Below are 18099 nucleotides of genomic sequence, written 5' to 3'. Positions count from 1 at the left end.
CCTTTGAGTAATTCTAAACTTGCCAAACAGAATGGGTATATGCTATAAATTTACAACGTAAAGGTTCACCTTGCCGCGAGGTCGACCATGAATGCGCCCGTCCGTCTGAACCCTTACCTGTCCGGCAATTTCGCGCCCGTCGCGAGCGAGGACGATTTCACCGACCTTCCGGTCACCGGGGAGATTCCCGCCGCGCTGCGCGGCGCGTTCTATCGCAACGGTCCCAACCCGCAGTTCACGCCGCGCGATCCGAACCACCACTGGTTCGTCGGCGACGGCATGCTGCACGGCTTCTTCGTCGAGGGCGGCAAGGTCTCCTACAAGAACCGCTATCTGCGCACGCCGAAATGGGAGCTGGAGCACGCGGCGGGCAAGTCGCTGTTCGGCTCCTTCGGCAATCCGCTGACCAGCGATCCCTCCGTGATCGGCAAGGAGAGCGGCGTCGCCAACACGAATGTCGTGTGGCACGCCGGCAAGCTGCTGGCGCTCGAAGAGGCCCACCAGCCGCTGGAGGTCGATCCGCTGTCGCTCGCGACCCGTGGCTATCTCGATTATGCCGGCAAGGCCAAGTGCTTCACGGCGCATCCCAAGATCGATCCCGAAACCGGCGAGATGGCGTTCTTCGGCTATGGCGTCGGTCCGGTGCCGCTGTCGGCCGGCATGGCCTATGGCGTGGTCGACAAGACCGGCAAGGTGACGCGGCTCGACACCTTCGACGCGCCCTATGCCAGCATGGTGCACGATTTCTGCGTCACCGACCGGCATGTGCTGTTCCCGATCCTGCCGCTGTCGGCCAGCCTGCCGCGCGCGATGAGCGGCAAACCGGCCTACGGCTGGGAGCCGGAACTGGGCGGCCGCATCGGCTTGATGGCCCGCGACAAGGGCGTCGAGACCATCCGCTGGCTCGACACCGATCCCTGCTATGTCTTCCATCCGATGAACGCCTGGGAAGAGGGCGACAAGCTCTATGCCGACGTCATGCAATACGCGCAGGCGCCGCTGTTTCCGAACGCCGACGGCTCGCCGGGCAAGCCGTGCTCGGCCTATCTGGTGCGCTGGGAGGTAGACCTTTCGGGCAAGACCAACACCGTGAAGCAGACCAGGCTCGACGATCTCGCCGGCGAGTTCCCGCGCCTCGACGAGCGCCGCGCCGGGCTTTCCTACCGCCATGGCTATTTCGCCGCCGACACCGGAAGCAGCGGCAAGATCCTGTTTGACGCCGTCGCCCATATCGATTTCAAGACCGGCAGGCGCGACGTCCACGAACTGCCGAAGGGCGACGTCCCGGGTGAGCCGATCTTCATTGCGAAAAGCGCGACGGCCGCCGAAGGCGAGGGCTACCTGGTCGCGCTGATCTATCGCGGCGCCGAGGACCGCACCGATTTCGTGGTCTATGACGCGGCGGATGTTGCCAAGGGTCCTATCGGCACCGCCAAATTGCCGCGCCGCGTGCCGTTCGGCTTCCATGGGAACTGGCGTCCCGGCTGACATCTGTCATCGAACGGTGGTTTTGGCCGCGGCCGGGATTGCTGCATAGTGGCGCGATGATACGCATCGGCTTTCTCGCGCTCGCGGCATTCCTCGCCGCCACCAACCTCGCTGCCGCCGCCATGTGGGTCCAGATGGGACCGGGCGGCGCGGTCGAGGCGCGCGCGACGACGGCGGCAGCCACCTGCCCGGCGGCTATGCTGGACGGATCGCCCGCCACCATGACGGTGCGGGCTCCGGCCGATGCGAACTTCCCGCTGCTCTGCGCCCTGGCAATTCCCGCCGGCGCGAAGGCGCTGACCATCGACGGCAATGCGGTTGCGCTTCCCGTCGCCGATCCGCGGCGCATCCTGGTGCTCGGCGACACCGGCTGCCGCATCAAGGGCACGGCGCTGCAGGCCTGCAACGATCCCAAGGCGTGGCCCTTCGCGACCCTGGCGAAGGCCGCCGCGGCGCAGCATCCCGATCTCGTCCTCCATCTGGGCGATTACCTCTACCGGGAATCGCCGTGCCCGGACACCTTCCCCGGCTGTGCCGGCTCGCCCTGGGGCGACAATTGGGCGGCGTGGGACGCCGATTTCTTCACGCCCGGCGCGCCGCTGCTCGCCGCGGCGCCGTGGATCGTCATCCGCGGCAATCACGAGGACTGCTTCCGCGCCGGTCCCGGCTTCCTCCGGCTGATCGGGCCGACCGCCTACGATCCGGCGGCGCCGTGCAACGCGCATCTGGATCCCTATGCCGTCCAGGCCGGCAGCCAGACCATCGCGATCATGGACAGCGCCAGCGCGCCCGACACCTCGGTCGATCCGGCGCAGGTGCCGCTCTACGAGAAGGATTTCGAAGCGCTGAAGGCGATGGCCGATGTCGGGCCGGGCCGCGAATTGTGGCTGGGGACGCACCGGCCGCTATGGGGCGCGATCACCTTCCTGGGCCTGCCGGCCGGCGGCAACGCCACCATGATCAAGGCGGCGGGCGATCTTTCCGCCTTCGCCGCCATCTCGCTGATGCTGTCGGGCCACATCCACAGCTTCGAGGCGATCAACTACGAGGCGAAAGTTCCGCCGCAGATCGTCGGCGGCAATGGCGGCGACAATCTGGACGTCACGCCCCTGAACCTGCGCGGCACGATATTCCAGGGCGATTCGGGCGTGCATGTGAAAACCGGGTTCTCGGTCCGCGGCTTCGGCTTCATGATGCTGACGCGCATGACGGGCAATGACGGCTGGCTGATCCAGCTCTACGATTCGGAAGGAAATCCGATCAAGCAGTGCGCTTATCAGGACCGCAACGTCTTCTGCCCCGGCACGCGCTAGCGTCCTGAAACCAGAAGCCCGCTGAATTCAAAATAGAGGTGTCATGGCCCGCGAATGCGGGCCACCCAGGTGAACCCTGCTGCGGCGGCGCAGATTTCACCTGGGTCCGCCGCATTCGCGGCGGATGACACCGAGTGGTGCGACTTCTGGCTCGCGACATTGGCTTGCAACGCACGCGCAGCATGGGGTCGCGAAACAATTTTCGCATCTGCGCGCATTTGACAATATCCCGCCTTTTTCGACGCCGATTGTGCTTGTGACGAATTGCTGCGCATGGTGCGCGTGATAAGCTCGTTCGTCGGGCGTTTCGGGGGAAATACGTGGACAACAATCGGCGTTTCGTGATGATCGGCGGCGGCATCCTGGCCGTCATCGCGGTCGTGACCGGCGTGCTCTATTTCCTCGGCGGCAAGAACACGCCGCTCGGCGCCGGCTTCTTCTCCCGCATCGCGAACGGGCTGTCCTCCGTCACCGGCAGCATGACCCCGGCGCAGATGGCGCAGGCGCCGTATTTCGCCTTCCGCCGGCTGGAGGTCGACACCACCAAGCCGCAGGCCGAGGCGTGCCTGGTCTTCACCCGCAGCCTCGATGCCTCCGGCAAGACGCATTACGAGGACTATTTCTCCATCGACCCCGAGACCAAGGTCGCCAGCCATGTGGTGGACGACCGGCTGTGCATCGCGGGCCTGGACTTCAACAAATCCTACCAGGTGACGCTCAAGAGCGGGCTTCCCGCCGCCACCGGCGAGAAGCTGACCGAGGACGAGACCGTCCCGGTCGAGCTGCGCGACAAGCCCTCGCTGGTGCGCTTTGCCGGCGGCATCGTGCTGCCGCGCGAGAACGCCGAGGGCGTGCCGGTCACGACCGTCAACATCGCCAAGCTGCGCCTGAAGATCATCCGCGTCGGCGACCGGCTGCTGTCGCAGATCGAAAGCGGCACGGTGGACGAGACCACGCTCTATTCCTGGAAGGACACCGACCTGGAGAACAGCCAGGGCGCGCTGGTCTGGCAGGGCACGATGGACGTCGCCAACGTCAAGAACGATTCCGTCACCACCCTGATCCCGATCCGCGACATCCTGAAGGACAAGCCGCCCGGCGCCTATGTGCTGATCGCGATGGACGCGGCGCAGGACGAGACCAAGGACTATTACGACGAAGGCACCATCGCCGCCCAATGGGTGGTCGATTCCGATATCGCCGTCACCAGCTTCCAGGGCGCCGGCGGGCTCACCGTCTTCGCCCGCTCCTACGCCAGCGCGAAGCCGCTGAGCGGGGTCAAGCTCAACCTCGTCGCCAAGGACAACAACGTCCTCGCCACCGTGACGACCAATGGCGACGGCCGCGCCGATTTCGCGGCCGGGCTGTTGCGCGCCACCGGCGGCGACACGCCCGTCGTGGTGATGGCCTATGGCGCGGGCGGCGATTTCAGCTTCCTCGATTTGCGCCGCTCCGGCTTCGACCTGACCGACCGCGGCGTCAGCGGCCGCGAGGCGCCCGGCCCGATCGATGCGTTTCTTTATACCGAGCGCGGCGTCTATCGCCCCGGCGAGACGGTGCAGTCCACCACCCTGCTGCGCGACCGCATCGGCGCCGCGATCAGCTCGGTCCTGACGCTCATTGCGACAAGGCCCGATGGGCTGGAGGTTTCGCGCACCACGGTTCCCGCCGCCGCGCTCCAGGCGGGCGCCACGACCTGGCCGCTCAAGCTCGGCAATCGCGCGCCGCATGGGCGCTGGCAGATCGCCGCCTATATCGATCCCAAGGCGTCGCCGGTCGGCCGCGTGCAGTTCGACGTCGCCGATTTCGTGCCGCAGCGCCTGAAGGTGACACTGACGCCCGAGACCAAGGTCGTGAAGCCGGGCGAGGACATCAAGGTCCGCGCCGATAGCCGCTTTCTCTATGGCGCGCCGGCCTCCGGCCTTTCGGGCGAGGGCACGGCCAAGATCGAAGCCGACGGCACGCCGTTCCCCGAGTTCAAGGAATATCAGTTCGGCCGGGTGGACGACACGTTCTCCTCCGTCGACGTGCAGATGACGGTGCCGGAGACCGACGCCAACGGCTCGACCGAGGCGACCGGATCGGTCGGCGATCTCGCCGACACCACCCTGCCGCTCAAGGCCAGCGTCACGATCTCGATCCACGAGCCGGGCGGACGCACCACCGACAAGAATGTCGAGATCCCGGTGCGCACCCGCGATGCGATGATCGGCCTGCGTCCCGATTTCGACGACGGCTCGGTGGCCGAGAACGCCCGCGCCGGCTTCGAGGCCATCGCGGTCGATGCCGACGGCAAGCGCGTCGCGCTCGCCGGCCTGACCTATTCCTGGGTGCGCGAGGACACGACCTATCAGTGGTACCAGAAGGACGGCTCGTGGAAATACGAGGCGGTCACCCGCGACCGGCTGATGACCAGCGGCAAGATCGACATCGGCGCCGGCGCGCCGGTGAAGCTGGCACAGAACTTCCCCTATGGCTCCTACCGGCTGACGATCACCGATCCGAAGTCGGGCACGGCGTCGTCCTATCGCTTCTATTCCGGCTGGGCGGCGAGTTCCGCCGGCGATCGGCCGGACCGTATCCCGGTCGCGGCCGACAAGCCCTCCTATCGCGCGGGCGAGACGGCGCATGTCCAGATCAAGCCGACCGCGAACGGCAAGGCGCTGGTCGTGGTGGCCGGCGACAAGGTGTTCTCCTCCCAGGTGATCGACGCGCCGGCGGGCGGCGCCAGCGTCGACGTGAAGGTCGATGCCGATTGGGGCCCGGGCGCCTATGTGCTCGTGACCGACTACCGGCCGCTGAACGAGGCGACGGGCCATGAGCCGGTGCGCGCCATCGGGCTGGCCTGGCTGCAGGTCGACAACAAGGACCGGACGCTGACGGTGACCGTCGGCGGGCCGCAGAAGGTGACGCCGCGCCAGAAGATCGTCATCCCGGTGGCGATCGCCGGCCTGGCGAGCGGCGAGCAGGCCTATCTGACGCTGGCGGCGGTGGACGAGGGCATCCTCCAGCTCACCGATTTCGTCTCGCCCAATCCCAACGACTACTACTTCGCCAAGCGCCAGCTCGGCGTGACGATGCGCGACGACTACGGCCGCCTGATCAAGGCCGAGAAGGGCGCGGTCGGCGCGATGCGCGAGGGCGGCGACAGCTTCGGCGGACGGCCGCTGGCGGTGGTGCCGACGCGCACGGTGGCGCTGTTCTCCGGCCTGGTGAAGGTCGGCGCGGACGGCAGGGTCTCGGTCGCGCTCGACATCCCCGACTTCAACGGCGAATTGCGCCTGATGGCGGTGGCGATGACCGACACCAAGCTCGGCCATGCCGACCGGCCGCTGACGGTACGCGATCCGGTGGTCGCCGACATCGTGTTGCCGCGCTTCCTGGCGCCGGGCGATCATGCCGCCGCCGCGCTCAACATGAACAATGTCGAGGGCAAGCCGGGCACCTATGTCGCGACGCTGACCGCGTCGGGACCGGTCGGCCTGCCCAACGGCGCGCGCCAGACGGTGGTGACTGAGGCGCTGCGCGTCGGCCAGCGCGTGCTGGTGCCGATGGAGCTCAACGGCACCGGCATCGGCATCGCGACCATCGCGCTCAACGTCAGGGGTCCGGGCGGATTTTCCGTCGACCATTCCTGGCAGATCGAATCGCGCGCGCCGCAATTGGATGTCGCCCGCGACGAGACGGTGCCCTTCGCGCCCAAGGCGACCTATACCGCCAACGGGCAACTGGTCGCCGACCTGATCCGCGGCACGCCGACCGTGGGGCTGACCGTCGCTTCGGCGCACGGCTACAGCGACGTGCCGGGCCTTCTGAAATGGCTCGACAAATATCCCTATGGCTGCATCGAGCAGACCACCAGCCGCGCCATGCCGCTCCTGGTGTTCAACGACCTCTCCGATCTCGCCGGCCTGCCGCGCGACCAGGCGCTGCGCCCGCGGGTGCAGGACGCGGTCGACGCGGTGCTCGACATGCAGAACTACGCCGGCAATTTCGGGATGTGGGCGCCGGGCAGTGACGCCGATCCATGGATCAGCGTCTTCGCGCTCGACTTCCTCACCCAGGCCAAGGAGAAGGGCTATGTCGTGCCCAACGATGCGCTCAAGCGCGGCTCGACCTGGCTGCGCGGCACGGCGGCGAGCGATTCCAACTCCGACAACGTCCGCGCCTATGCCTTCTACCTGCTGGCGCGGTCGGGCCAGGTGAACCTGTCCGACCTGCGCTACTTCATCGACACGCGCGGGCCGGAGATGAACACCGCCATCGCGGAGGCGCTGTCGGCCTCGGCGGCGGCGCAGGCCGGCGACCGGGCGCGCGCGACCTATGGCTTCAACCGGGCGCGCGACATCGCGCTGAAGGGCGAGGCGTTCAGCTATCCGGTCGGCGATTACGGCTCGCTCTTGCGCGACGTGGCGGGTTCCACTGCTCTGGCGGCGGAGAACGGCCAGCCGGACCTCATCCCGGCCCTCTTGAAGAAAAGCGCCGAGCTCGACTCCAAGCTCGACGATACGACGACGCAGGAAAAGGCGTGGATGCTGCGCGCCGCCTATGCGCTGACGCGCCAGACCGTGCCGCTGAACATCCTGGTCAACGGCCAGCCGGGCATCCCGCGCGCCGGCGCGATCCGCCTGTCGCCCTCGCCGGCGCAGCTCAGCTCCGGCATCACCTTCCTGAACCGCGGCGACGCCAGCGTGTGGCGCACCACCTCGGTCCAGGGCACGCCGGCGGCGCCGCTGCCGGCCGAGGCGAGCGGGTTTACCCTCAGCAAGACCTATTGGACGATGGGCGGCACGCCGGCGGACCTGTCGCATCTGCACCAGAACGACCGCGTGATCGTGGAGGTCACCGGCCAGATGCAGCACAACACCTATCGCCAGATGGGCGTGATCGATCTTCTGCCGGCGGGGCTGGAGATCGAGATGCCGCTGGGCAGCGAGGACGGCAAGCCCTACGCCTTCCTCGACACGCTCTCCGACACGACGATGGCGGACGCGCGCGACGACCGCTTCGTGGCGGCGTTCACCATCGGCTCGTCCTATGTCAGCGACGAGGACAAGAAGAAGCCGGAGCCGCAGCCGATCTTCCGCATCGCCTATGTGGCGCGCGCGGTGACGACGGGCACCTTCGTGCTGCCGGCCGCCGCGGTGATGGACATGTACGCGCCGACGATCCACGCCCGCACGACCATGGGTAACGTGACGATCGCGCCGTGATTTTCCTCCCCCGCTGTTGCGGGGGAGGTGCCGAGCGGTGCGTAGCGACAGCGTGCGCACGGGCGGTGGGGGCTAGCGCCGGCGTTGGAGCGCGTTTCCGCCCCCTCCACCGCTTCGCGGTCCCCCTCCCCCGCAAACGCGGGGAGAGGAAAGAGTTGGCGATGAGATCGAGCCTTACACATAGTCTTGTAACATCCCTCTTCGCCCTCTTCGGCGCCGCCTGCGCCGTCGCCACGGCCGATGTCGCCAATCCGCCCGACATGACGCGCGCCATCCATGTCTCGCCCGAGGTCGTCGACCGCCATGGCGTGCCGCTGCGCGCCTTCCTGACCGACGACGGCTATTGGCGGATGAAGACCGATGTGCGGGACGTCTCGCCGCGCTATCTCGCCATGCTGATGGCCTATGAGGACAAGCGCTTCTACGACCACGCCGGCGTGGACCCCGCCGCGATCCTGCGCGCCGGACTGCAATTCGCCGGCGCCGGGCACATCGTTTCGGGCGGCTCGACGCTGACCATGCAGGTCGCGCGCATCCTGGAACCGCCGAAATCGCGCGGCATCGGCACCAAGCTGTTCCAGATGATGCGCGCTCTCCAGCTCGAAGAGCGCTATTCCAAGGACGAGATCCTGTCCTTCTACCTGACGCTGGCGCCGTTCGGCGGCAATCTCGAAGGCGTGCGCGCCGCCGCGCTGTCCTATTTCGGCAAGGAGCCGTCGCGGATCGATCTTTCGGAGGCCGCGCTCCTCGTCGCCCTGCCGCAATCGCCGGTGAAGCAGCGGCCCGACCGCCATGCCATCCGCGCCGCCAAGGGCCGCGACAAGGTACTGGCCCGCATGGTGAGCGAAAGCGTGGTCACGCAAGGCGACGCCGACGTGGCGCGGCGCGAGGGCGTGCCCTTCGCGCGTCAGGCGATGCCGCTGACGGCGCCGCATCTCGCGGTTCGGCTCAAGCTGCGCGATCCCCGCGCCACCCGTATCGTCACGACGTTGGACGCCGACCTGCAAGGCGCGGTCGAGCGCATGGCGGCCAACGAGCAGCCCTATTTCGGCGAGGGCACGGCGCTTTCCATCGTGGTGGTCGACAACCGCACGCGCGACGTGCTCGCCTATCTGGGCGGGGTGCATTATTGGGGACCGTCCGGGCAAATCGACCTGGCGCAGCGCTGGCGCTCGCCGGGCTCGGCGCTCAAGCCCTTCATCTACGGCATCGCCTTCGACAATCTCATCCTGCATCCCGCCTCGCTGATGACCGACGCGCCGACCATGTTCGGCGACTACGCGCCGAAGGATTTCGAGGGCAGCTTCCAGGGCGCGGTGTCGGCGACCGAGGCGCTGCGCATGTCGCTCAACGTGCCGGCGGTGATGGTGCTGGACCGCGTCGGGCCGCTCGCCTTCACCACCACGCTGGAGAATGCCGGCGCGCGGCTGGCCTTCCCGGCGGGCGACGGCAGCCCAAGCCTGCCCGTGGCGCTCGGCGGCCTCGGCATCAGTCTCGCCGATATCACCATGCTCTATGCCGGCATCGCCAATGGCGGCGAGGCGCGCGGGCTGCGCTATGTCATGGGCGCGCCGGACGCCGCCGATCACCGCCTGTTCGGGCCGGTGGCGGCGTTCTATCTCAAGCAGATCCTGCGGGGCGTCTCGCTGCCCGACGGCTGGGCGATGGGGCAGGGGATCGACCGCGCCCGCCGCATCGGGTTCAAGACCGGCACCTCCTATGGCTATCGCGACGCCTGGTCGGTCGGGTTTTCGAACGACTACACGGTCGGCGTGTGGGTCGGCCGCGCCGATGGGAGCCCGCGCGCCGGCCATGCCGGGCGCGAATCCGCCGCGCCGATCCTGCTCAAGACCTTCGAGCTCCTGCCGGCCGACCGCCATGCCGACGATCCGCCGCCCGCGGGCGCGCTGCTGACCACCGCGAACGACCAATTGCCGCCCTCGATGCGCCTCTTCCGGCGCGAGAGCGCGCCGGCGCCGCCGCGCGAGACCAATGTGCCGCCGCCGACCATCGCCTTTCCGCCCAACGGCACGGTGGTGCCGCTGCCACCCGACGACGCCAAGGACAAGAGTGTGGTGCTCAAGGCCGACGGCGGCAGGGAGCCGCTGACCTGGCTGGTCAACGGCCAGTTCATCGGCAATTTCACGCGGTTCCAGCCGGTGCTGTTCACGCCCGACGGCGAGGGCCTGGCGCGTATCACCGTGGTTGATGCGCAGGGTCGGAGCGATACGGCGCAGGTAAGGTTCAAGAAGGCGAAGAGCTGAATTCGCGTTTTCCTCCCCCGCAAACGCGGGGGAGGAAAACACATTGCTACCTTGCGCCGCGCCGCCTTGACCCCGCCATGCAATTGCGGTGCTTAGCGCCGCCATGCCCGACAAAATCCCCGATCCTCCCGCTGTGCGCGATGTCGTGCACATCACCACCCATGCCGAGCGCCGCCGTGCCTTCGCCATCCTGTTCGTCAGCCTGCTCTGCATGGGCGCCGGCCAGACCGTGCTGTTCAACATCCTGCCGCCGCTGTCGCGCCAGCTTCACCTGGGCGCCGTCCAGACCACCAGCGTCTTTGCGGTCTCGGCCGCGATCTGGGTCGTCACCGCGACCTATTGGGGCAAGAAGAGCGATCATTGGGGCCGCAAGCCCGTGATGCTGCTGGGGCTTCTGGCCTTCGCCGCATCCTTCGCGCTGTTCGCCAGCGTGATGCTGGCCGGGCTGAAGAACTGGCTGCCGGCCATCGCGATCTTTCCGCTGATGATCCTGACGCGCTCGATCTACGGTACGTTCGGTTCGGGCACGCAGCCCGCGGCCCAGGCCTATGTCGCCGACCGCACCACGCCGCAGGAGCGGCTGAAAGGCGTCGCGACCATCGGCTCGGCCTTCGGCCTCGGCACCGTCGGCGGGCCGGCGATCGCCAGCCTGTTCACGCCGTTCGGCCTGCTGGTTCCGTTCTATTTCATCTCGGGCCTCGCGCTCGCCAGCGCCGCGATGATCTGGTTCCTTTTGCCGGAGCGCACGCCGCCCAAGGCGCGGCGCGTCGAGAGCGTTGCGATGAAATGGCACGACCGCCGCGTGCGGCCCTTCGCGATCTTCGCCGTCGGGCTTTCGACCGCGAGCACGGTGCCGATCCAGACCATGGGCTTCTTCTTCATGGACGTGCTGCACGTCGCGCCGGAGCACGCCGCGCAATACAACATGATCGGCCAGCTCGCGACCTCGCTGGCGGCGCTCTTCGCCCAGCTCGTGGTGGTGCAGTACGTGCGCGTCTCGGCGCGGGTGCTGACCAATTGGGGATTGGGCGCGGCGCTGGTCTCGACCGTCGTCTTCCTCCTGTTCGGCAATTTCCTTCTGCTGGTGGTCGGCCTGGCGCTGTCGGGCCTCGGCTTCGGCATGGCGCGGCCGGGATTCACCTCCGGCGCCTCGCTGTCGGTGGCGCCGCACGAGCAAGGCGCGGTCGCCGGCATCATCGGCGGCGCCAGCGCCATGGGATTCATCGCCGGCCCGCTCATCGGCTGGATGTATGAATGGTCGCCCTATGTTCCTTATGCCTTCGCGGCGGTGCTGCTGGTCGGGCTGTTCGCCTATCAATGGCTGTCGCCGGCGCTGCGCAATGCCGGGATCGTTCCGCCGGATGTCGAGATCGTCGATGAGGATATCGAGACGCCGGTGGCGAATGCGTGACTAGAGCCCCTTGCTCTTCGCTTCGGTCAGGATCTGCGCCAGGACGCCCATGGTCGGAAACCCGTCGGCGGGCAGGGCGTGCGCCTTCTGCCAGAGCCTAAGTGCCGCCTTGCCGTCGTGTCCGATGACGCCGTCGATCTTGCCGGGATTGTAGCCGAGCTTGGTCAGTCCGTTCTGCAGCGCGATGCGCTCGTCATGCGACAGGGGCTCCTCGTCGCGCGGCCAGGACGCGACGATGGCGGGGCGGCCGGCGATCAGATCGGCGAGATAGCACACCGCCAGCGCATAGGACGCGGCGTTGTTGTATTTCAAGATCACCTTGAAATTGCCGAACGTCAGGAACGCCGGCCCGCGCGCCCCGGCGGGCAGATAGATCGCGCCGGCTTCGGTGTTCGCCGGCAGGGCAGCGCCCATCGCGGTGGTCACGCCGAGCTTGCTCCAATCCGCGACCGGCTTGGTCGAATCGCCGTCCGCCATCTCATAGGCGAAGTTCGCCGGCAGTTTCACCTCATAGCCCCAGACGCGGCCGCGCTGCCAGCCATCGGTCGACACCTCCACCGCCGCGCTCGCCAGCGCGTCGGGCGCGGAGTGCCACAGGTCGCGCCTGCCGTCGCCGTCGCCGTCGACCGCGCTTTTGAGGAAGGTCGAGGGCAGCATCTGAAGCTGGCCGAAGGCGCCGGCCCAGGACGCGACCATCTGGCCCGGATCGAGCTTCTCCTGCTGCATCATCTTCAGCGCATCGAGCAGTTCGGTGCGGCCGAAATCGGCGCGCGGCCCGTCATAGGCGAGCGTCGCCAGCGCCTGGAAGATGTTGAAGCCGCCGAGCGCGCCGCCGAAATCGGTCTCGTTGCCCCAGATCGAGACCAGGATCTCCTTCGGCACGCCGTATTTCGCTTCGATCGTCGCCAGCGCCGCCGCCTGCGACGCCAGCGCGGCCCGTCCGTCGGCGACGCGGCGCGGCGAGGCGGCGGTGTCGAGATAGGTCCACACCTGCTTGACGAATTCCGGCTGCGCCTCGGTCAGGGCCTCGATCTTGTCGCTGCGCTTGAGGCCGCCCATCGCCGCGTCATAGGTCGCGGGCGTGATCCCGGCGGCGAGCGCGGTCACGCGGAAGTCGGCGACGAACTGGGCGAATTTGACGTCCTGGGGGTCGATCTTGGGTTTGGGCGGCGCCGGCGCGTGATGCCCCGTGCGGCGATGGGCATCCACCGGTTCCACCGTGGTGCAGGCCGCGACCAGGACCGCCAGCGCCACCAGACCCAATCGGAAGCCGGCTCTCATCAAAAGTTGCATCCCCACCCTCGGTCGCCCCAAGCCGGGCGGATTACCATAGCAGAGCGCGCCGGCAAGGCCGGAATGTGGCGGAATTCCTGGGTTTTCTCCCGGTTGACAGGAAAAGGGGGGCCGCATAGCTTCCGCGCCTCTTTGCGGGGCCTTGTGGCCCAGATCCAAGGCCATAAGACCATGAAAGTTCGCAACTCTCTCCGCTCGCTCAAGAAGCGCGACAAGGACTGCCGCGTCGTCCGCCGCAAGGGCCGCGTCTACGTCATCAACAAGAAGAATCCGCGCTTCAAGGCACGCCAGGGCTAAGCCCGCGCCGTGCTAGCCTTCGTGCGTGGTTGAGGGGCGCACGCGTGGATTTTTCGCCACCCGATTCCGAGATCATCGCCCATGGCGCCGACATCGTCGCGGCGCTTCGTGCCATCGTGCCCGACGGGGTGGTGTCCGATCCCGCCGGCCTCGCCGCTTTCGACGCCGATGCGCTGACCGCCTATCGCCAGAAGCCGCTGGTCACCGTGCTGCCGCGCGATGCCGAGCAGGTGGCCGCCATCCTGGCCTATGCCAGCGAACACGGCGTGCCGGTCGTGCCGCGCGGGGCGGGGACCTCGCTGTCGGGCGGGGCGCTGCCGCGCGCCGATGCCATCCTGCTCAGCCTGACGCGGATGAGCCGGATCCTCGACATCGACATCGAGAACCGCTGCGTCGTCGCCCAGCCCGGCGTGACCAATCTGGCGATCACCCGCGCGGTCGAGGCAAGCGGCTTCTATTACGCGCCCGATCCGTCGAGCCAGATCGCCTGCACCATCGGCGGCAATGTCGCGGAGAATTCCGGCGGGCTGCATTGCCTGAAATACGGGTTGACGACGAACAACCTTTTGGGCGTCGAATTCGTGCTGATGAGCGGCGAACGGATGCGGCTCGGCGGCAAGGCGCCCGGCGCCGGCGGGCTCGACCTGCTCGGCGTGGTGTGCGGCTCCGAGGGACTGCTCGGCGTCGTGGTCGAGGCGACGGTTCGGATTTTGCCCAAGGCGCCCGCGACGCGCACGCTGCTGGCGGCGTTTTCCTCCGTGCCGGATGCCGGGCAATGCGTCGCCGACATCATCGCGGCGGGCATCGTGCCGGCCGCGATGGAGTTCATGGATCGCCGCTGTATCGCGGCGGTGGAGGCCTATTCCGCGCCCGGCTATCCGGCCTGCGAGGGCGTTCTCATCATCGACGCCGACGGCATCGGCGCCGAGGTCGATGACGCCATCGCCCGCATCGGCGACATCGCGAGGGCCAACGGCGCGGAAGTCCGCGAGGCGCGGGACGAAATCGAACGCGGCAAGCTCTGGGCCGGCCGCAAGGCGGCGTTCCCGGCGATGGGGCGGCTGGCGCCCGACATGCTGTGCATGGACGGCACGATCCCGCGCCACAAGCTGCCCGCGGTGCTGGCGCGGATGGGCGAGATGGCGCAGCACTACCGGCTCGGCTTCTGCAACGTGTTCCATGCCGGCGACGGCAACCTGCATCCGCTCATCATCTTCGACACGATGAAGCCGGGCGAGCACGACCGCGCCGAAGCGTTCGGCGCCGATATCCTGAGGCTCTGCGTCGAGGTCGGCGGCGTCTTGACCGGCGAGCACGGCGTCGGCGTCGAAAAGCGCGATTTGATGCCGGTGATGTTCACCGAGGCCGACCTGGCGCAGCAGCAGCGGCTGAAATGCGCCTTCGACGCCGGCGGGCTGCTCAATCCCGGCAAGGTGTTTCCGACGCTGTCGGCCTGCGTCGAGGGCGGGCATATGCATGTGAAGGACGGCCGCGTGCCGTTCCCGAACCTGCCGCGGTTTTGAAATGGTTGTCATCTTTGCTTCCAAAGCTCTCTTGTCATGGCCCGCGAATGCGGGCCACCCAGGTGACGCATGTCTTGCTTTCTCAGGACGGTCACCGCTTCTCCCTGAAAGGTCGCGCCGCGCTTCAACTGGGTGGCCCGCATTCGCGGGCCATGACAGTGTGGGTGTGATCTAGAGATGCCGACCCACAAAGCATCCACCGAAGCAGAGATCGTCGAGGCCGTGATGACGGCGCGCGCATGGAAATCGCCGCTCGAAATCGTCGGCGCCGGCACCAAGCAGGCTTTCGGCCGCGCCGTGGTGACGATGGGTTCGGTGCTCGACGTTTCGGGCCTGCGCGGCATTCTTTCGTACGAGCCCAACGAACTGATCCTGACCGCGGCGCCGGGCACGCCGGTGGCGGAGATCGCGGCGGCGCTCGCCGAAAAGGGCCAGCGGCTCGGTTTCGATCCGCCGGACTGGGGCCCCTTGCTCGGCGCGGCGCCGGGGCTGGGTACGATCGGCGGCGCGATCGCGTGCGACGCCAACGGTCCGGCGCGGGTGCGCCTGGGCGCGGTGCGCGACCAATTGCTCGGCTTTCGCGGCGTGAACGGCTTCGGCGAGGCGTTCAAGGCCGGCGGCAAGGTGGTCAAGAACGTCACCGGCTTCGATGTTCCCAAACTGATGTGCGGCGCGATGGGAACGCTGTGCGTGCTCACCGAGGTGACGCTGCGCGTGTTCCCCAAGCCGCCGCTGTCCACCGTGCTGGCGGTGCGCGATCTGTCGCCCGAAGAAGGTTTCGCCTTGCTGCGCAAAGTGTGGTCCTCGCCGCTGGACGCGACGGGGCTGGCCTTCAGCCGGGATCGCGCTCTCATCCGCCTGGAAGGCGAGAAGGCACCGCTGGCCGAGAAATGCACGATGCTGCGCGCGCTGCTGGGCGGCCGCGCCGCCGAAGAGGTGCCGGACGGCGAGATCGCCTTCCGCGCCATCGCCAACGGCGAGATGTTCCTCGATACGCCTTACGACGTGTGGCGCGCTTTCGTGCCGCCGGCGGCGGCGGCCGGGGTCGCCGCCGAGATCGACGCGCCGCTGTGGCTCGGCGACTGGGCCGGCGGGTTGCTGTGGCTCGGCACGCTGCCCGGCAGCGACACGGTGCGCGCGGCGGTCCATCGCGCCGGCGGCCATGCCGTGCTGCTGCGCGCCGCCGAGGAGACGCGCGAGCGGCTCGATACATTCGAACCGCAAAGCGCGGTTCGAATGGCGGTCACCAAGTCCGTCAAGGCGGCGTTCGATCCGCTGGGCTTGTTCAATCCCGGCCGGATGTGGGACGGGGTGTAGTGTTTCTTTCGATGAAAACAAAAAAGGTGTCATCCGCCGCGAATGCGGCGGACCCAGGTGATGCCTGCTCTGCAAGATGTCACCTGGGTGGCCCGCATTCGCGGGCCATGACATTCTTTTTTTGTCGGATTTGATCGGTAGTCCTGAGAGAAAATGCGCACCGCCTTCACGCCCACCCAGCTCACCGATCCGCACATCGCGGAAGCCGAGAAGAATCTGCGCGCCTGCGTCCATTGCGGCATCTGCACCGCGACCTGCCCGACCTATGTCCTGCTCGGCGACGAGCGCGACGGGCCGCGCGGCCGCATCGTGCTGATGCAGAACATGCTGCAGAAGGGCGGCGTGCCGGATGCCGAGACGGTGCTGCATGTCGACCGCTGCCTCTCCTGCCTGGCCTGCCGCAGCGCCTGTCCGTCGAGCGTCGACTATGCGCGGCTGATCGACGAGGCGCGGTCGCACATCCAGACCCATTACCGCCGCCCCTGGGGCGACAGGCTGCTGCGCTGGCTGATCGCCACGGTGATGACGCGGCCGGCGCTGACCCGCATCGGCCTGTTCGCGGCGCATCTCGCGGGGCCGCTGACCTGGCTGCTGCCCGGACGGCTCAAGGGCATGGCGCGCACCGGGCTCGCGACGCCGATCGCCGGGCCCGCCGCTTTGCCGCGCGCGATCCTGCCCAATGCGCGGCGCGTCGCACTGATGCCGGGCTGCGTGCAGGGCGCGATCGCGCCGGGGATCGACGCGGCGGTGGCGCGCGTGCTGGCGCGGCGCGGTATCGAGCTGGTGCCGCTGGAAGGCGCGGGCTGCTGCGGCTCGCTGGTGTACCATCTGGGCCGCAGCGAGGACGCCAAGAACTGGGCGCGCCGCGCCATCGAGGCCTATGAGCGCGGCGGCGGCGCCGACGCTTTCGAGGGCGTGCTGATCACCGCGACGGGCTGCTCGGCGCATCTGAAGGACCTGACGCATCTGTTCCTCGACGATCCCTTGTGGCTGCCGCGGGCGCGGGCCTTCGCGGCGGCGTCGCGCGACTTCCTCGACCTGGCGACGCCCGTCGCCGCGCCGGAGCCGCGGCCGCTGCGCGTCGCCTGGCATGCGGCCTGCTCGCTGCAGAACGGGCTGAAGCTGGCCGGCAAGGGCGAGGCGCTGCTCGCCGCCGCCGGGTTCGAGGTCGCCTCGGTGCCGGAGGGCCATCTGTGCTGCGGCTCGGCCGGGACCTATTCGATCCTGCAGCCCGAGATTTCCCAGGCCCTGCGCGCCCGCAAGCTCGACAATATCGCGGCGACCGAGCCCGACATCGTGGCGAGCACCAATTTCCCCTGCATGAACCATTTGGCGGGAGCCGACGGGCCGCCCTTCGTGCATGCCGCCGAACTGGTGGACTGGGTCGAGGGCGGGCCGATCCCGGTGGCGTTGATGGCGCGCGCGGGATAAAATCCGGCCATGCGCGTTCTCGCCGTTCTGCTCTTCTGCCTGATACCCGTCGCGGCTTCCGCCGCGCCGCTGGACGCGCTGTTCGGGCAGCTCAAGAAGGCCGCTTCGCCCGAGGAGGCCAAGCCGATCGAGGACAAGATCGGCGGGGTCTTCCTGCAATCGGGCAGCGCCAGCGTCGAGCTCCTGATGACGCGGGCCCAGGCGGTGCTGGCCGCCGGCGACAAGGACACCGCCAGGCAATTGTTCGACGCGATCACCGGCGTGGCGCCGAACTATGCCGAGGGCTGGCACGCGCGCGCCAGCCTGCAGCACGACAATGGCGACGATTCCGGCGCGATCGTTTCGCTGGAGCACACCATCCTGCTCAATCCGCGCCAGTTCACCGCGATGTATGAGCTCGGCAACATCCTGGAGGACTACGGCAACAAGGAAGGCGCGCTGAAGCTCTACCGCAAGGCGCTGGAGCTGGATCCGCAGCTCGAAGGCGCGCAGAAGCACGTCGATGCGCTCGGCCGCGATGTCGAGGGCCAGGGGATTTAGGCGCGGGCT

11 protein-coding genes are annotated in these 18099 nt (G+C 68.1%); 10 read left to right on the top strand and 1 reads right to left on the bottom strand.

Going from position 1 to position 18099, the window contains the following annotated elements:
- The first annotated feature begins 87 nt into the window (after nucleotides 1–87).
- The 5 genes from WDM86_17855 (at nucleotide 88) to WDM86_17835 (ending at nucleotide 11689) form a co-directional block, all read left to right on the top strand.
- Nucleotides 88–1488, top strand: a complete 1401-nt coding sequence (locus WDM86_17855; protein ID MEI9991888.1) for a carotenoid oxygenase family protein — start codon at nucleotides 88–90, stop codon at nucleotides 1486–1488.
- Between the two features lie 56 nt (nucleotides 1489–1544).
- Complete coding sequence (locus WDM86_17850; protein ID MEI9991887.1) at nucleotides 1545–2801, top strand: metallophosphoesterase; 1257 nt, start codon at nucleotides 1545–1547, stop codon at nucleotides 2799–2801.
- A 320-nt stretch (nucleotides 2802–3121) separates the two neighbouring features.
- Nucleotides 3122–8014, top strand: a complete 4893-nt coding sequence (locus WDM86_17845; protein ID MEI9991886.1) for an alpha-2-macroglobulin — start codon at nucleotides 3122–3124, stop codon at nucleotides 8012–8014.
- A gap of 161 nt (nucleotides 8015–8175) precedes the next feature.
- Complete coding sequence (gene pbpC / locus WDM86_17840; GenBank protein MEI9991885.1) at nucleotides 8176–10278, top strand: penicillin-binding protein 1C; 2103 nt, start codon at nucleotides 8176–8178, stop codon at nucleotides 10276–10278.
- Between the two features lie 103 nt (nucleotides 10279–10381).
- Nucleotides 10382–11689 (top strand): MFS transporter, encoded by a 1308-nt coding sequence (locus tag WDM86_17835; protein ID MEI9991884.1) that lies wholly within the window; start codon nucleotides 10382–10384, stop codon nucleotides 11687–11689.
- Here WDM86_17835 and WDM86_17830 read toward each other — a convergent pair whose 3' ends face one another.
- Nucleotides 11690–12970 carry a lytic murein transglycosylase gene (locus WDM86_17830; protein ID MEI9991883.1) on the bottom strand — a complete coding sequence of 427 codons (1281 nt, stop codon included), beginning with the start codon at nucleotides 12968–12970 and terminating at the stop codon, nucleotides 11690–11692. It abuts the gene before it with no gap.
- A 183-nt stretch (nucleotides 12971–13153) separates the two neighbouring features.
- Between WDM86_17830 and ykgO the strand changes: the two genes are divergently transcribed.
- The 5 genes from ykgO to WDM86_17805 all read left to right on the top strand — a co-directional run bounded on the left by ykgO (nucleotide 13154) and on the right by WDM86_17805 (nucleotide 18090).
- Complete coding sequence (gene ykgO, locus WDM86_17825; GenBank protein MEI9991882.1) at nucleotides 13154–13279, top strand: type B 50S ribosomal protein L36; 126 nt, start codon at nucleotides 13154–13156, stop codon at nucleotides 13277–13279.
- Nucleotides 13280–13323: 44 nt separating this feature from the next.
- Nucleotides 13324–14802, top strand: coding sequence for an FAD-linked oxidase C-terminal domain-containing protein (locus WDM86_17820; protein MEI9991881.1), 1479 nt, complete (start codon nucleotides 13324–13326; stop codon nucleotides 14800–14802).
- A 177-nt stretch (nucleotides 14803–14979) separates the two neighbouring features.
- Complete coding sequence (glcE, locus tag WDM86_17815) at nucleotides 14980–16119, top strand: glycolate oxidase subunit GlcE (GenBank protein ID MEI9991880.1); 1140 nt, start codon at nucleotides 14980–14982, stop codon at nucleotides 16117–16119.
- Between the two features lie 153 nt (nucleotides 16120–16272).
- Complete coding sequence (gene glcF / locus WDM86_17810; protein MEI9991879.1) at nucleotides 16273–17550, top strand: glycolate oxidase subunit GlcF; 1278 nt, start codon at nucleotides 16273–16275, stop codon at nucleotides 17548–17550.
- A 9-nt stretch (nucleotides 17551–17559) separates the two neighbouring features.
- On the top strand, nucleotides 17560–18090 hold the full coding sequence (locus WDM86_17805) for a tetratricopeptide repeat protein (protein MEI9991878.1): 531 nt from the start codon (nucleotides 17560–17562) through the stop codon (nucleotides 18088–18090).
- The last annotated feature ends 9 nt before the right edge of the window (nucleotides 18091–18099 follow it).

Origin of the sequence: Rhizomicrobium sp., from assembly GCA_037200045.1 — a bacterium.
Classification (GTDB): Bacteria; Pseudomonadota; Alphaproteobacteria; order Micropepsales; family Micropepsaceae; genus Rhizomicrobium.
The sequence above is the reverse complement of the archived record's forward strand: the minus strand, read 5'-3'. Positions and strand labels throughout refer to the sequence as shown.

What these genes read in the sequence shown, in the direction of transcription:
- glcE (MEI9991880.1), top strand. Translation starts at nt 14,980, where the DNA reads ATGCCGACCCACAAAGCATCCACCGAAGCAGAGATCGTCGAGGCCGTG.
- glcF (MEI9991879.1), top strand. Translation starts at nt 16,273, where the DNA reads ATGCGCACCGCCTTCACGCCCACCCAGCTCACCGATCCGCACATCGCG.
- WDM86_17805 (MEI9991878.1), top strand. Translation starts at nt 17,560, where the DNA reads ATGCGCGTTCTCGCCGTTCTGCTCTTCTGCCTGATACCCGTCGCGGCT.
- pbpC (MEI9991885.1), top strand. Translation starts at nt 8,176, where the DNA reads ATGAGATCGAGCCTTACACATAGTCTTGTAACATCCCTCTTCGCCCTC.
- WDM86_17855 (MEI9991888.1), top strand. Translation starts at nt 88, where the DNA reads ATGAATGCGCCCGTCCGTCTGAACCCTTACCTGTCCGGCAATTTCGCG.
- WDM86_17850 (MEI9991887.1), top strand. Translation starts at nt 1,545, where the DNA reads ATGATACGCATCGGCTTTCTCGCGCTCGCGGCATTCCTCGCCGCCACC.
- WDM86_17830 (MEI9991883.1), bottom strand. Translation starts at nt 12,970, where the DNA reads ATGAGAGCCGGCTTCCGATTGGGTCTGGTGGCGCTGGCGGTCCTGGTC.
- ykgO (MEI9991882.1), top strand. Translation starts at nt 13,154, where the DNA reads ATGAAAGTTCGCAACTCTCTCCGCTCGCTCAAGAAGCGCGACAAGGAC.
- WDM86_17835 (MEI9991884.1), top strand. Translation starts at nt 10,382, where the DNA reads ATGCCCGACAAAATCCCCGATCCTCCCGCTGTGCGCGATGTCGTGCAC.